The organism is Amycolatopsis sp. NPDC034160, assembly GCF_055575355.1.
In genome coordinates, this window is sequence record NZ_JBVISU010000001.1 from 296,653 (window position 1) to 310,713 (window position 14,061).

The window sequence follows — 14,061 nt, forward strand, 5'->3', positions numbered from 1 at the left end:
AACCGTCCCCGCGTCAGTGGGCGTACACCTCGAACTCGTAGAGGGAGTAGCCGTACTTCGTGCCGCGCTGGACCCCGGCCATCCGGACATAACGGCCGTCCACCGCTTCGAAGGCGACGTTGTCCTGCCCGCCGTCTCCATCCACTATGGACGCCACGTCGCGCCAGTTCGTCCCGTCGGCCGAGACCTGCACCTGGTACGCCTTGCCGTACGCGGATTCCCAGTACAGGACGACCCGGGAAACGCGCTGCGCCGAACCGAGATCCACGGTGATCGACTGGTTGTCGCTCCAGTCGCTCGCCCAGCGCGTCGAAAGGTCGACGTCGATGGCCTTGGACGGCGGCGAGGTGAACCAGCCGGTCTCATGGCTGCTGGCGCTCGCCGACCGGCCGGTGGCGAGGTTGGCGATGTTGTCGCCGCGCTTCGCCGGGAACTCCACGACCTGCTGGAAGGTCGGCCGGTTCTGGGTGCTGATCTTGTCCTGGGTGATCCCGCCCAGCGCGCGGTGGATGATCGTGTCGGCGCACCACTGATCGCCCGCGGCGCAGTCGCCGTCACCGGGATAGACGGTGTTGGCAGGCTGCGCGGCCGCCTGCGTCAACGAGTCGAGCAGCACCTGACGGCAGGCGTCGACGTCACCGCCACCGCAGAACTTCGCGCCCAGCGGACCGGCGACGTTCTGGCCGAGCACCGAGCGGATGTCCTTGTGCACGTAACCCCACCAGCCCGACTGGTACGACGAACCGGCGTGCCCCTGGCCGACGTGCTTACCGGGAACCTCGTTCTGCCAGCCGGACGGCGACTCGTTGATCTTCAGCACCCCCACCATCGCGGCGTAGGCGGCGTCACCCATACCGGGTTTGAACTGGGCGTTGACCAGCAGCGGCCACCAGGCGTCCATGACGCGGATCGCGTCGGCGTTGGCGTAGGTCTTGCTGCCGGGCGCCGTCTCCGAACGCAGACCGCCCGCGGCGAGCCAGGTCTTCAGCTTCGCCACCGCGTCCGCGGCCGGACCGGTCACCGGCGCCTTGTCGATCACCTTGAACAGTTCCGGCAGCACCTTCTCCGCGCGGAGGTCGGCCAGCGCTGCCTCCGCCATGGTCTGCGTGAGGTTCACGCGCGTCACCCTGGTGCCACTGGAGATCATCTTCTTGACCCGCGCGTCGAGCAGATCACCGCGGTGCACGGAACTCTTGTCGGCGCCGCTGGCCGCGTAGCCCTTGGCCTGTGCGTTGTTCCAGCTGACGTAGTAGTCCTGGTTGACCGACTGCGGATGCTGCGACGACGGCGTGTAGTTCGCGAGGTTGCCGTCGGGGTTCCAGCCCTGCCAGTCGAATCCGGCGTCGCCCTTCACCGGCATGGCCGGGTCGACGTTCGGATTGCGGACCGGGTTCGAGCCGGAGTTGTAGTAGGCGACGTCACGAGAGTCGGCGTAGAACCAGTTGTAGGTTTGGTTGACGTCGGCCGCGGCGGCCTGGAAGTCCTGCGCGGACTTGATCGCGTCCGGATCGTTGAACTTCTGGAAGCCGATGATCGTGTCGATCTCGTGCTGGAAGGTCGACCGCAGCGACGTGTACGCGACCGGTTTGCCGCCGACCAGCGCCCGGCTCGTCACCGGACCGTACTTCGTGCGGAAGCTGCGCAGCGTGTACGAACCTTCCGCCGTGCCGTCGGCGACGGTGGGCTTCCAGGCGTTCTTGCGCTCGACGATCTCGAACGGCAGGCACTGGCCGCGGAAACGGTAGAAGGCGGAGTTCTTCGTCGGCGCGGAACCGTTCTGCTCGCACAGTTCGACGGCGTAGGTGTCGATGATGTCCTGCGAAGCCGAAGTCGCGCTCCACGAGTAGTCCTTGCCGCGGCCGAGCAGCACGTACATGCTGACGCCCGCGAAGGAGGCGCCGCGGGCGCTGATGCCGGGGCCCTGGAGTTCTTGCAGCATCAGCAATTGCGGCGCGAAGTATCCGGCCTGCGGGCCGAAGACCGCGACCGGGTGGCCGCTCGCGGTCTTGGCGCCGGACACCACCAGCGCGTTGGACATGCCGTGCTTCTCGGACAGCATGTTGCCGGGCAGGACACCGTCGTCGAAGATGCCGCGGACGGCCTTTTGGTCGTCCGGCGCGGGAACCCGCACCTTGGCGGGCGTGGCCGTCCCGGCCGAACCGGTCGGGTCGAAGACGAGTTGCTGCCCGGAAACCGTGCCCTTGTCCGGCATCGCGGCGCCCTGCGGGTTCGCCGGAGCCTTGCCGTAGTCGAATGTCTGTCCATTGTGGAGGGTTTTGACGGTCTCGGGGTCGTCTTCGGACCGGAGGCTCTTCCAGATCTTGTCGCCCTGTTCGAGGCCGTACTTCTCCTGCATCGCCATCTTCGCGATGGCGTTCTGGACCTCACCGCCGCCGCCGGCGCCGAACTGCGCGCCGACCACCGCGGCGAGCACGACGAGGTCGGTCAGCTTGAACGGCTCGATGGTCCCGGCATTGGTGATCGCGTCGACGTGCCCGGTGAGGACGTACTCACCGGGGAAGTAGCGGCCGCTGTGCGCGTCGGAGATGTACTTGTTGATGCCTTGGACGTAGGCCTCGGCGTCGGCCTTGCCCTGCGCGCCGCGCGGGCCGCTCGCCGCCGCGTTGTCGATCTGCTTCTGCAGCTCCTGTTCGGTGTAAGGCGCCGAAGAGAAGAAGCTCTGCTCGAGTTCGCGGTTCCCCTGCGCGCCCCCGGCGAACGAGGTCAGCTGGCCGCGGCCGACGCGGCGCATGATGTCCATCAGCCACAGGCGATCCTGCCCGGCGGCGTATCCGGCGCCGTACATCGTGCCCGGCCGCGTCGTGCCGACGATCCGGGGGACGCCGGTCGCCTTGTCACGGGTGATCGTCACGTCCGAGCGCGGTTTGATCGTGCTCTCGACCTGCCCGGACTGGACGCCGAACGAGGCGTCGTTGAAGAACTGGTTGATCTTGTCCGTGGTCAGCGTCCGATAGCCGTCAGCGAGCGAGGCGTACTTCCCGAGCTGGTCGGCGGAATGCGCCGGACGGGTGCCGAGCGCCTTGTGCGCCAGGATCTCGGCGAGAGTGGCGTTCCCCTTGGTACCGGGCGGCAAAATGTCGGCGCACTGACCGCCGCAGTAGTCGTCGAGCGCGGCCGCCACCACCGAACTCCGGGGTGTTTCCGCCGCGTTCGCCTGCAGGGCCGGGACGGTTCCCGTCACCAGGGTGAGGCCCGCGAGCGTAGTCAGGATCCGTATGCCTCGTCGCATGAAAGACCTCCGTCGTCGGAGCGTGACGAGGCGCACACTACCCACGGGTATCGAATTTTGTGAAGAGTTTTCGCGTTCTTGCCACCGATCGGCGGAACACTCGCCCTGCGAACCCCGGACCTGCACAGGTAGCTTGTCGACATGCCTTTGGAAAAGCCCCAGATCGACCGCCCGGAGGGCGCCGCGCCCGCCGACCTGGAGACCACCGACATCACCGTCGGGGATGGCCAGGAGGCCAAGACCGGCGACACCGTCTCCGTGCACTACGTCGGCGTCTCGCACTCGACCGGCGCCCAGTTCGACGCGTCGTGGGACCGCGGCGAACCGCTTCGCTTCGGTCTCGGCCGCGGCCAGGTCATCCCCGGCTGGGACCAGGGCGTCGCCGGGATGAAGGTCGGCGGCCGGCGCAAGCTGGTCATCCCGCCGCATCTGGCCTACGGCGACCGCGGCGCCGGCGGCGTCATCAAGCCGAACGAGACCCTGATCTTCGTGGTGGACCTCGTCAGCGTGAACTGACCACACCCACCCGCACCCTCAAGACCCGGCCCCGCCGGGTCTTTTTCTTTTTATTGAGGGGTAAGGCAACCGTGGCGTGTTCGGGTGGGATGGTGGTCTGGGTGACCTGGCGCCGCACTCGCGTGCTCAGAGACGAATCTCGCGTGCTTGAAGGCGAGACTCGCGAGTGCGGGAGCCTGGCACGCGAGTTACGTGTCTGAGCACGCGAGTTACGCCTTCGCACTACCCGCCACCCCGACGAACAGGCCGCCCAGGCCAGGGCCGCCAGGCCCGAGGCCGCTCCTACCTCACCAGGCCAGGGCGCTCCGCGCCCGAGGCCGAAACCCAAGACCAACCGCCGCCGCACGCACCGTGGGGGGTCCGGGGGGGCTCGGCCCCCCGGGAACTGACGAGCGACGCCCAAACGCGAAGAAGGCCCCGACGCGGAGCGAAGGGGCCTTCGAACAAGAGTGGGCGAGGAGGGAGTTGAACCCTCACGTCCTTTCGGACACACGGACCTGAACCGTGCGCGTCTGCCATTCCGCCACTCGCCCGAGTTGCTTCGTTCTCTGACAGCCCGCAAAGCGTAGCAGGCTGATTTCACGGGTTTCACCGGGGGCCGTGTCCGACTGGCCGTACCCGGATAGGATCGACGGGGAAGCACACGTGTGAGGAGGTTGCCCGGTGGGCCGCGTTGAGCGCTTTGATAGGCGGCTCGAGAACCTCGTGGGCAATACCTTCGCGCGCATGTTCGGTGGCAACGTCGTCACGCAGGAAGTGGCGGTGGCGCTTGAGCGCGAGAGCGAGGAGAACGTTCGTGAGCTGGCCGGTGGTCGACAGCTCGCCCCCAACCACTACATCGTGTCGTTGGGGCAGGCTGATCACGAACGTATGGCCGGAGACGAGCTTCGGGTCACGTCGGTGTTGGCGGGGGCGGTCAAGGAACACCTCGCCGAGCACGGTTGGGACACCTATGGTGACGTCGTAGTTTCGCTCGAGCGCAATGAGGCGCTGCATACTGGACAGTTCAAGACCCGTTCGTCCGTCGATCCCGACGTCAAGCCCCACGGCGCCGAAGGTTCGTCACGGTCGGCACGACCCAGCAACGCAGGAGACCCAGCAATGAGCCAGCCCCCCGGCTACGGCCAATACGACCAGGGTGACCCGTACGGCCAGCAGGGCCAGTACGGCTACGGACAGCAGGCTGGCCAGCAGCAGCCCGGGTACGACCAGGGTTATGGCGCTCAGCAGGGCGGCTACGACCAGGGCTACGGCGGCGCTCAGCAGCCCGGGTATGACCAATACGGTCAGCCGCAGCAGCCTGGGTACGACCAGGGCTACGGCGGTGCCCAGCAGCCCGGTTACGACCAGTACGGCGGTCAGCCGCAGCAGCCTGGGTACGACCAGGGCTACGGCGGCGCTCAGCAGCCCGGTTACGACCAGTACGGCGGCCAGCAGCAGCCGCAGCAGCCCGGTTACGACCAGGGCTATGCCGGTGGGGCTCAGCAGCCTGGCTATGACCAGTACGGCCAGCCGCAGCAGGGCGGGTACGACCAGTACGGCGGCGCCCAGCAGGCGTACGGCCAGCCCGCCGCGGACCCGTACGCGCAGGGTGGCGGTTATGGCGGCCAGCCGGCGGCGGCCCGTCAACTCGCCGCGAGCCTTCAGCTCGACGACGGCTCGAACCGCTCGTACTCACTGAAGCAGGGCGGGAACGTGGTGGGACGTGGTCAGGACGCCGACTTCCGGCTGCCGGACACCGGGGTTTCCCGTCGTCATCTGGAGATCACCTGGGACGGGCAGAGCGCGACGCTCGCGGACATCGGTTCCACGAACGGGACGACCGTCAACGGCACTCCGGTGCAGACGTGGCAGCTCGCCGACGGCGACGTGATCCGCGTGGGCCACTCGTCTCTCGTCTTCCGTACGCAGGGCTGACCGGCGGCGGCTGGAGGGGGTACCGCAGAATTGCGGTGCGGGACCTCGAGTGGATCGGCACTTCAGGTCGTATGCGGAGAGCAAGGCTGTTCGGAGCCGACCATCCCGGACGGCCCGGTCTCTCGGCGGCGTACAGGAGAAGCGGGAGCGGACACAACAAGTGCCAGAGCTGGTCGTTCAACTCACCAGGGTGGGCTTTCTCGTGCTGCTCTGGCTCTTCGTGTTCGCCGCGTTGCGCGTCGTCCGGTCGGATCTCTACGCGGCTTCCGGCTTGCGAGTCGCCGTTCCGACGTTCGGTCGCAAGAAGAAGGAAAACAAGAAGCCGCGCGGCGGAAAGTCGCCACAGCAGCTGCTCGTGACCCATGGTGCGCTGGCAGGCACCAGGATCGCCTTGGACGGCAGGCCGATCCTGATCGGCCGTGCCGACGACTCGACCCTGGTGCTGGACGACGACTACGCGTCGACCCGGCACGCCCGGATCGCCCTGCGCGGGGAGGATTGGTACGTGGAAGATCTGGGCTCGACGAACGGCACGTACCTCGACCGGGCTAAGGTCACGGCACCCCTCCGGGTCCCGCTCGGAGTCCCCATCCGGATCGGCAAAACGGTGATCGAGCTTCGCCCATGACTCTCGTCCTCCGCTACGCGGCTCGCAGCGACCGGGGCCTGGTGCGTTCCAGCAACCAGGACTCCGTGTACGCCGGACCCCGCCTGCTCGCCCTCGCCGACGGTATGGGCGGCCACGCCGCCGGTGAAGTGGCCAGCAAGGTCGTCATCGCCTCCCTCGCCCCGCTCGACGACGATGACCCCAGTGACGATCTCCTCGCGCAGCTGCGCGAAGCCGTCCAGAACGGCAACGCCGCCATCTCCGAACTCGTCCAGCAGGACCCGGACCTCGACGGGATGGGCACCACCCTGACCGCCGTGCTGTTCGCCGGTTCGCGGATGGGTGTCGTGCACGTCGGCGACTCGCGGGCGTATCTGATGCGCGGTGGGCAGTTCTCGCAGATCACGCGGGACGACAGCTTCGTCAACGAACTTCTCGAACAGGGCCGGATCACGCCGGAAGAGGCCGCGGTGCATCCGCAGCGGTCGCTGTTGCTGAAGGCGCTCACCGGTCACGAGGTCGAGCCGAGCCTGACAGTGCGCGAAGCCCGCGCCGGTGACCGCTACCTGATCTGCTCGGACGGCCTGTCCGGCATGGTCAGCGACGAGACCCTCGCCGAGGCGATCCAGATCCCGGATCCCCAGGCCTGCGCCGACCGGATGATCGAGCTGGCGCTCAAGGGCGGCGGCACGGACAACGTCACGGTCATCATCGCCGACGTCGTCGACGTCGACTTCGGTGAGGACGCGCCCATCGTGGGCGGCGCCGCCGGGGACGGCAGTGACGAGTTCCACCAGGGCGACTCCCCCGCCGCCCGTGCCAGGGCGCTGACCCAGCCCGCGCCGCAGCCGCGGCCCGAGGTCCAGCCACCACAGGAGGACCCGCGGGTCAAGCGCCGGAGGCGATTTCGCTGGCTGGCGGGAGCGGTGGTCGTCCTGATCGTGCTGGCCGCGGCGGCGATAGCCACGCGGTATTTCGTGCTGAGCCAGTACTACGTCGGCGAGGGCCCCGGCGAGGAGGTCGTGATCTACCGCGGCGTCCCCGGCAGCATCCTCGGCATCGAGCTGCACGCCTACGAGCAGGGCTCGTGTCCTCCGGGTGGCCTGTGCACCGACAAACTGCTGGTGCCCGCGTTGCAGGAGGACGCGCGGATCGCGGTGAAGAACGGCGTCAAGAAGGACAACCTCGACGACGCCCGCAAGTACATCGACGACTTCCTGCGGCCGCACAAGCAGTTGGCCGACTGCAAACCGAACACGAGCTCGCCTTCCACGCCGCCTAACGCGTCTTCGGCGCCGCCACCGGTGTCGTCGTCGGCGGCTCCCCCTTCTACCCCCGCCTCGCCGAGCTCGGCGAATCAGCCAGCGGGGAGGGACTGCTCGACGCCGGCCACGGCAGCACCAGGGGGCGGTAACTGATGAGCACGCCGCTCGCCGATCCGGCTTCGGCCCAGTTCGCCACGAATCCTCCGCGCGAGCTGCCCAAGCGGCGCGGGACCGAACTCGTTCTCCTGGCGTTCGCGACGTTCATCGTCACCGTCGCGCTCGTGCTGGTGGAGGCGAACCAGGAGCAGGAGCTCACCAGCTCGATCATCTGGCTGGGGCTGTCCTACCTGGGGGTGCTGACGGCGGCGCATCTGGCGGTCCGCCGCTGGGCGCCGTACGCCGACCCGGTGATCCTGCCGTGTGTCGCGCTGCTGAACGGGCTCGGCCTGGTGATGATCCACCGGATCGACCTGGCGCTCGCGGAACGCGCGGTCCAGCAGGGCAAGGAGTACACGCCGGACGTCACCAAGCAGGTGTTGTTCACGGCGATCTCGCTGGTGCTGTTCGTGGTGGTGCTGGTCGTGATCAGCGACCACCGCACGCTGACCCGCTACGGCTACACCTGCGGTCTGGTCGGCATCGTGGCGCTCGCGCTGCCCGCGGTGCTGCCGTCGAGCCTTTCCGAGGTCAACGGCGCGAAGGTCTGGATCAAGCTGCCGTTCTTCTCGATCCAGCCGGGTGAGTTCGCGAAGATCCTGCTGATGATCTTCTTCGCCTCGTTCCTGGTGACGAAACGGGACCTGTTCATGGTCGCGGGCAAGAAGATCGTCGGCGTCGAACTGCCGCGTGCCCGTGACCTCGGCCCGATCCTCATCGCGGCGGCCGCCTGCCTCGGCGTGCTGGTGTTCGAGAAGGACCTCGGAACGTCGCTGCTGTTCTTCGGCGTCACGCTGGTGATGCTGTACGTCGCGACCGAGCGGGTCATCTGGGTGGTGCTGGGCGTCGGCTTCTTCGCCGTCGGCGCGGTCATCGCCTACAACCTGTTCACGCACGTCCAGCAGCGCGTCCGGAACTGGATCGACCCGCTCGCCACCTACGACGATCCCGGCGGCGGCTACCAGGTCGCACAGGGCCTGTTCGGCCTCGGGACCGGCGGCGTCGGCGGTACGGGTCTCGGCGCCGGGCGGCCGGACATGGTCCCGGAAGCCAAAACGGACTTCATCACCACCGCGATCGGCGAGGAACTCGGTTTCATCGGTCTCGCCGCGATGCTGATGCTGTACCTGATCCTGGCGATGCGCGGGATGCGCAGCGCGCTGGCCGTCCGCGACACTTTCGGCAAGCTCCTCGGCGGCGGCCTGGCGTTCACCATCGTCATGCAGATCTTCGTCGTCGTCGGCGGCGTCACGAACCTGATCCCGAACACCGGGATCACCGCCCCCTTCCTCTCCCGCGGTGGGTCTTCCCTGCTCGCGAACTACATCCTGGTGGCCCTCCTGCTCCGCATCTCCGACGCCGCCCGCAAACCCGCCGCGCGGCCGAAGCCGCAACAGCCACAGGCGCCGATCGCGGAAGCGCACACGGTGATGGTCCAGCGGCCGCCCGCGACCGGTGAGGGGAACGCCTCGTGAACACCCCGCTCCGCAAGGTCGGCGTCGCCATGCTCGTCATGGTGGTGCTCCTGCTCGCCAACGCCACCTACATCCAGGTGGTCAAGGCCGACGACTACCGCACGGACTCGCGCAACCTGCGCGTGCTCTACGACGAGTTCTCCCGCCAGCGCGGGCTCATCGTCACCCCTGACGGTGCCGCCCTCGCGAAGGTCGACCCGTCGAACGATAAGTACAAGTTCATCCGCACCTACGCCGACGGGCCGATGTACGCGCCGGTCACCGGTTACTACTCGATCAACTACGGCTCCGGCGGCCTGGAGCGCTCCGAGGACGACGTCCTCAACGGCTCCGACCCTCGGCTGTTCGTCCGGCGACTGTCGGACATGGTCACCGGCCGCGACCCGCGCGGCGGCAACGTGCGGCTGACGATCAACCCGGCCGTGCAGAAGGCCGCGTACGACCTGATGACGCAGAAGGGCTACACCGGTTCGGTGGTCGCGATCGAGCCCAAGACCGGGCGCATCCTGGCCATGGTCTCGACGCCGTCGTACGACCCGAACAAGCTCGCCTCGCACGTCGGCAAGGAGCAGATCGCGGCGTGGGGGCAGTGGCGCGACGATCCGAAGAAGCCGATGCTGAACCGCGCGATCTCGGAGACCTATCCGCCGGGTTCGACGGCCAAGCTGATGGTGACGGCGGCCGCGCTCGAAGACGGCAAGACGGCGGACATGCCGGTCAACACCGCGCCCAACGTCAAACTGCCCGGCACGCAGACGACGCTGGAGAACTACGGCGGCGCCCCCTGCAAGGGCAGCACCTTGAAGGAAGCGCTGCGGTACTCCTGCAACGTGCCCTTCGCCGAACTCGCGGGTGAACTCGGCAAGGACAAGCTGAACGCGACGGCGAAGAACTTCGGCGTCGGCGAGGATCTGACCGTGCCGATGCGGGTCGCCTCCTCCAGCCTCGGGCCGCTCGAGTCGAAGGCGGCGCTGTTCCAGAGCGCCATCGGGCAGCGCGACGTGCGCCTGACGCCGCTGCAGGACTGCCTGCTCTCGGCGACCATCGCGAACAACGGCATGGCGATGAAGCCGCAGCTCGTACAGTCGCTGCTGGCGCCGAACCTGTCGACCATCGAGGACTACACCCCGACCGAACTGACCGGAGACGCCGCGCTGTCCAGCGCGAACGCCGCGATCCTGCGCGACATGATGCTGGCGTCGGAGGAGAACACGAAGGGGGCCGGCAAGCGCGCCGACATCCAGATCGCCTCCAAGACCGGCACCGCCGAGCACGGCAACGACCCGAAGGCCACGCCTCCGCACGCCTGGTACACCGGGTTCGCGCCGGCGATGGACCCGAAGATCGCCGTCTCGGTGATCGTCGAGTCCGGTGGTAACCGCGGGCTCGAAGCGACCGGTGGCACCGTGGCCGCGGAGATCGGCCGCGCCGCCGTCAACGCGATGCTCGGGGGTGGATAGCGGATGCTGTCCTCGGGTCAGCTGCTGGCCGACCGGTACAAGCTGACGAACCGGATCGCCGTCGGCGGGATGGGCGAGGTCTGGCAGGCGAGCGACACGCGACTGGACCGGACGGTCGCGGTCAAGATCCTCAAGGCGGAGCTGTCCGGGGACGCGGAGTTCCTGCACCGGTTCCGGACCGAGGCGCGGATGACGGCGTCGTTGAACCATCCCGGCATCGCCGCGGTGCACGACTACGGCGAGACGGTCGCCGACGAGCTGTCGATCGCGTATCTGGTGATGGAGCTGGTCGAGGGCGATCCGCTGGCCGCGATCATCACCCGCGAGGGACGGCTGAACGCCGAGCGCACCCTCGACATTCTCGAGCAGGCCGGTAACGCGCTGCAGGCCGCGCACGAAACCGGTCTTGTGCACCGCGACGTCAAACCGGGCAACATCATGGTCACCCCGGCCGGACAGGTGAAGATCACCGACTTCGGGGTGGCGAAGGCCGCCGACGCCGCACCGGTGACCAGGTCCGGCATGGTCATGGGCACCGCTCACTACATCGCACCCGAGCAGGCGCTCGGGCACAACGCCGAACCGGCGAGCGACGTCTACTCGCTGGCCGTGTGCGGCTACGAATGTCTCACCGGACACCGGCCGTTCCTTTCGGAGAACGCGGTGACCGTCGCGATGATGCACATCCGCGACATCCCGCCGCCGCTCCCGCCGGACGTACCGCCGGGTGCCCGCGCGGTCATCGAAGCGACCCTGATCAAGGATCCGAGACAGCGGTACAACAACGGTGGCGAATTCGCGGCCGCGGTGGCCGCCGTCCGCGCGGGCCTGCCGCTGCCGACGCCGTCGGGGCTGGTCAACGTCGCCTACGCGGGCCAGCCGCCCGTGCTGCCGCAGCAGGGTCCGCCCGGTCCGGTCTCACCGCCCAACCCGATGGTGGCGGTCGGCCCGGCGTCGCATCCGGCGATGCACCCGGTCACCGGCCCGCCCCCGATGGCGGTCCGGCGGCTACCCGGCAAACGGCCACAATGGGGCTGGTGGGTGTTGCTCGCGGTGATCCTGATCGCAGTACTGGTGGCCGGGGCCTTCCTCATCGTGAGACTGGTCGGTTCGGGCAACGGACAACAGTCGGGCGGCGTGGAAACGAGTGAACAGGCACCGGCACCGGGTAAGACACTTGAAGGCCCACCGCCGACATCCGCGTACCCCGCGGTGCCGGAATCGGCCGGGCAGGCGAATCCAGGCATGATGAGCACACCTTGGACGGAATGGAACGGCACGCAGAGATGAGCACACCAAGACTGCTCAGCAACCGCTACGAGCTGGGCGACACGCTCGGCTACGGAGGCATGTCCGAGGTCCACCATGGCCACGACGTGCGCCTGGGCCGGGAGGTGGCGATCAAGATCCTGCGTGCCGACCTGGCGCGGGATCCCCAGTTCCAAGAACGCTTCCGTCGCGAGGCACAGAACGCGGCGGCACTGAACCACCCGGCGATCGTCGCCGTCTACGACACCGGCGAGACGAACACCGAGTTCGGCCCGCTGCCCTACATCGTCATGGAGTACGTCGAAGGACGGACTCTGCGCGACATCGTGAAGACCGAGGGTCCGATGTCGCAGAAACGGGCGATGGAGGTCATGGCCGACGTTTGCGCGGCGCTGGACTTCTCGCACCGGCACGGCATCGTGCACCGCGACGTCAAGCCGGCGAACGTGATGATCACGAAGAACGGCGCCGTCAAGGTGATGGACTTCGGCATCGCGCGCGCCATGCACGACGGCCAGTCCGCGATGACGCAGACCGCCGCGGTGATCGGCACGGCGCAGTACCTCTCGCCGGAGCAGGCCCGCGGTGAGTCCGTCGACGCGCGTTCCGACGTCTACGCCGCCGGCTGTGTGCTGTACGAACTCATCACCGGCGAGCCGCCCTTCACCGGCGACTCCCCGGTCGCGGTGGCGTACCAGCACGTCCGGGAGGACCCGAACCCGCCGTCGTCGGTGAACCCGGCGGTGGCGCCCGAGCTCGACGCGGTCGTGCTCAAGGCGCTCGCGAAGGGCCCGGCGAACCGCTACCAGTCGTCGGCGGAGATGCGTTCGGACCTCGTCCGCACGCTGTCCGGCCAGCGGCCGTCCGCGCCGATGGTGATGTCGGAGGACGAGCGCACCCAGGTCATGGACTCCGACCGCCGGGTGCCGCAGCGCTACGACCAGTTCGAGGAAGAAGACGAGGACCCGGCGGCGAAGAAGAAGCGCCGCGCCTGGCTGATCGCCGGTATCGTCGTCTCGCTGGCGGCCGTGGTGCTGCTGATCATGTGGCTGTCCAACGCGTTCAACGGCACCAGCGCGGAGAGCAAGGCGATCCCGAATGTGATCGGCCAGTCCGAAGCGACCGCGAAGGACTCGCTTCGCGGTGCGGGCTTCAACGCGTTCGAAACCACCAAGAAGGTTCCCTGCACCGGCGAGGCCGTGAACGGTCTGCCCGCCTGCGACGAGAACGAAATCGACAAGGTCATCGCGATCGCTCCGAAGGAAGGTCAGATGACGCTGACCACGGAGAAGATCACGCTGACCGTCGGCGCGAAGCCCCTTAAGGTCAAGACGCCGGACCTCAAGGGCAAGTCCCAGTCCGAGGCCGAAACCGCGCTGACCGGAGCCGGTCTGAAGGTCGGTGCCATCACCGAGGACGAGACCGACGACCCGAACCAGGCAGGCAAGGTCCTGTCGCAGAACCCGGGAGCGCAGTCCGAGGTCGACCAAGGTTCCAAGGTCGACATCACGGTCGGGAAGTCCAAGGAACTGAAGACGGTCCCGAATTACAAGGGCAAGACGCAGGCCGAAGCCGAGTCCGGTTTGAAGGCCGCCGGGTTCACTCCTTCGGTGTCCACCACGAGTTCCGAACAGCCCAAGGGCACGGTGATCGACCAGACCCCGAACGGCGGGAAGCTCGCCGTCGGCAGTGTGGTCAAGCTGTCCGTGTCGGACGGCAGCCAGGAGACGATCGACATGCCGAACCTGCAGGGCATGACGGAAGACGAGGCGAAGGCCAAGCTGCGTGAACTCGGCTGGTCGGGCTCGCTCAACACCCAGGCCGACAAGAGCGGTGACAGGGACGACGAGGGCAAGGTCAGCAAGACCAACCCGCAGGCGGGTTCGAAGATCGCGAAGAACGCGCCGATCACGATGTTCGTCTACGAGAGTGACGGAGGGCCGCCGTCCTCGAGTTCACGCGGCGGGATCATCTCGCCTCCGTGATCGACTGACGTGAAAGGGCCCCGCACGGTTTCGTGCGGGGCCCTTTTCATGCCATGGAGACGGGTCGCTACGAAGCGCTACGGCGATCCATCGGATTCCCCTGGTGACTCGCAACGGCGACGATCTCACCGACCTCGCACCGCTGGTCAAGGTAATCGCCC

General features: G+C 67.8%; 9 protein-coding genes and 1 tRNA gene. 8 read left to right on the forward strand and 2 right to left on the reverse strand.

Features of this window, described 5'->3' with window-relative positions; translation table 11 throughout:
• Positions 1-13: 13 nt before the first annotated feature.
• Positions 14-3,250 carry a penicillin acylase family protein gene (locus tag ACZ54P_RS01460; protein ID WP_465459609.1) on the reverse strand — a complete coding sequence of 1,079 codons (3,237 nt, stop codon included), beginning with the start codon at positions 3,248-3,250 and terminating at the stop codon, positions 14-16.
• A 141-nt stretch (positions 3,251-3,391) separates the two neighbouring features.
• On the opposite strand from ACZ54P_RS01460, the gene ACZ54P_RS01465 reads away from it, so the two are divergent.
• Positions 3,392-3,766: an FKBP-type peptidyl-prolyl cis-trans isomerase gene (locus tag ACZ54P_RS01465; RefSeq protein ID WP_465459610.1), complete on the forward strand. Its 375-nt coding sequence runs from the start codon at positions 3,392-3,394 to the stop codon at positions 3,764-3,766.
• Between the two features lie 450 nt (positions 3,767-4,216).
• Here ACZ54P_RS01465 and ACZ54P_RS01470 read toward each other — a convergent pair.
• Positions 4,217-4,299: transfer RNA gene (locus ACZ54P_RS01470), tRNA-Leu, on the reverse strand.
• Positions 4,300-4,429: 130 nt separating this feature from the next.
• On the opposite strand from ACZ54P_RS01470, the gene ACZ54P_RS01475 reads away from it, so the two are divergent.
• From ACZ54P_RS01475 to pknB, 7 genes are all read left to right on the forward strand, one after another.
• Positions 4,430-5,683 carry a DUF3662 and FHA domain-containing protein gene (locus ACZ54P_RS01475; RefSeq protein ID WP_465459611.1) on the forward strand — a complete coding sequence of 418 codons (1,254 nt, stop codon included), beginning with the start codon at positions 4,430-4,432 and terminating at the stop codon, positions 5,681-5,683.
• 160 nt (positions 5,684-5,843) lie between these two features.
• Positions 5,844-6,311: an FHA domain-containing protein FhaB/FipA gene (locus tag ACZ54P_RS01480; RefSeq protein WP_007030429.1), complete on the forward strand. Its 468-nt coding sequence runs from the start codon at positions 5,844-5,846 to the stop codon at positions 6,309-6,311.
• The gene (locus tag ACZ54P_RS01485; protein WP_465459612.1) at positions 6,308-7,708 is read left to right on the forward strand and encodes a PP2C family protein-serine/threonine phosphatase; all 1,401 of its coding nucleotides are present in this window, start codon (positions 6,308-6,310) and stop codon (positions 7,706-7,708) included. The genes ACZ54P_RS01480 and ACZ54P_RS01485 overlap by 4 nt, the downstream gene beginning before the upstream one ends.
• Positions 7,708-9,186, forward strand: a complete 1,479-nt coding sequence (locus tag ACZ54P_RS01490) for an FtsW/RodA/SpoVE family cell cycle protein (RefSeq protein ID WP_465459613.1) — start codon at positions 7,708-7,710, stop codon at positions 9,184-9,186. The genes ACZ54P_RS01485 and ACZ54P_RS01490 overlap by 1 nt, the downstream gene beginning before the upstream one ends.
• A complete protein-coding gene (locus ACZ54P_RS01495; RefSeq protein ID WP_465459614.1) occupies positions 9,183-10,646 on the forward strand; it encodes a peptidoglycan D,D-transpeptidase FtsI family protein in 1,464 nt (487 codons plus the stop codon). The genes ACZ54P_RS01490 and ACZ54P_RS01495 overlap by 4 nt, the downstream gene beginning before the upstream one ends.
• Positions 10,647-10,649: 3 nt before the next feature.
• Positions 10,650-11,936: a protein kinase domain-containing protein gene (locus ACZ54P_RS01500; RefSeq protein ID WP_465459615.1), complete on the forward strand. Its 1,287-nt coding sequence runs from the start codon at positions 10,650-10,652 to the stop codon at positions 11,934-11,936.
• On the forward strand, positions 11,933-13,900 hold the full coding sequence (pknB, locus tag ACZ54P_RS01505) for a Stk1 family PASTA domain-containing Ser/Thr kinase (protein ID WP_465459616.1): 1,968 nt from the start codon (positions 11,933-11,935) through the stop codon (positions 13,898-13,900). The genes ACZ54P_RS01500 and pknB overlap by 4 nt, the downstream gene beginning before the upstream one ends.
• Positions 13,901-14,061: the final 161 nt, after the last annotated feature.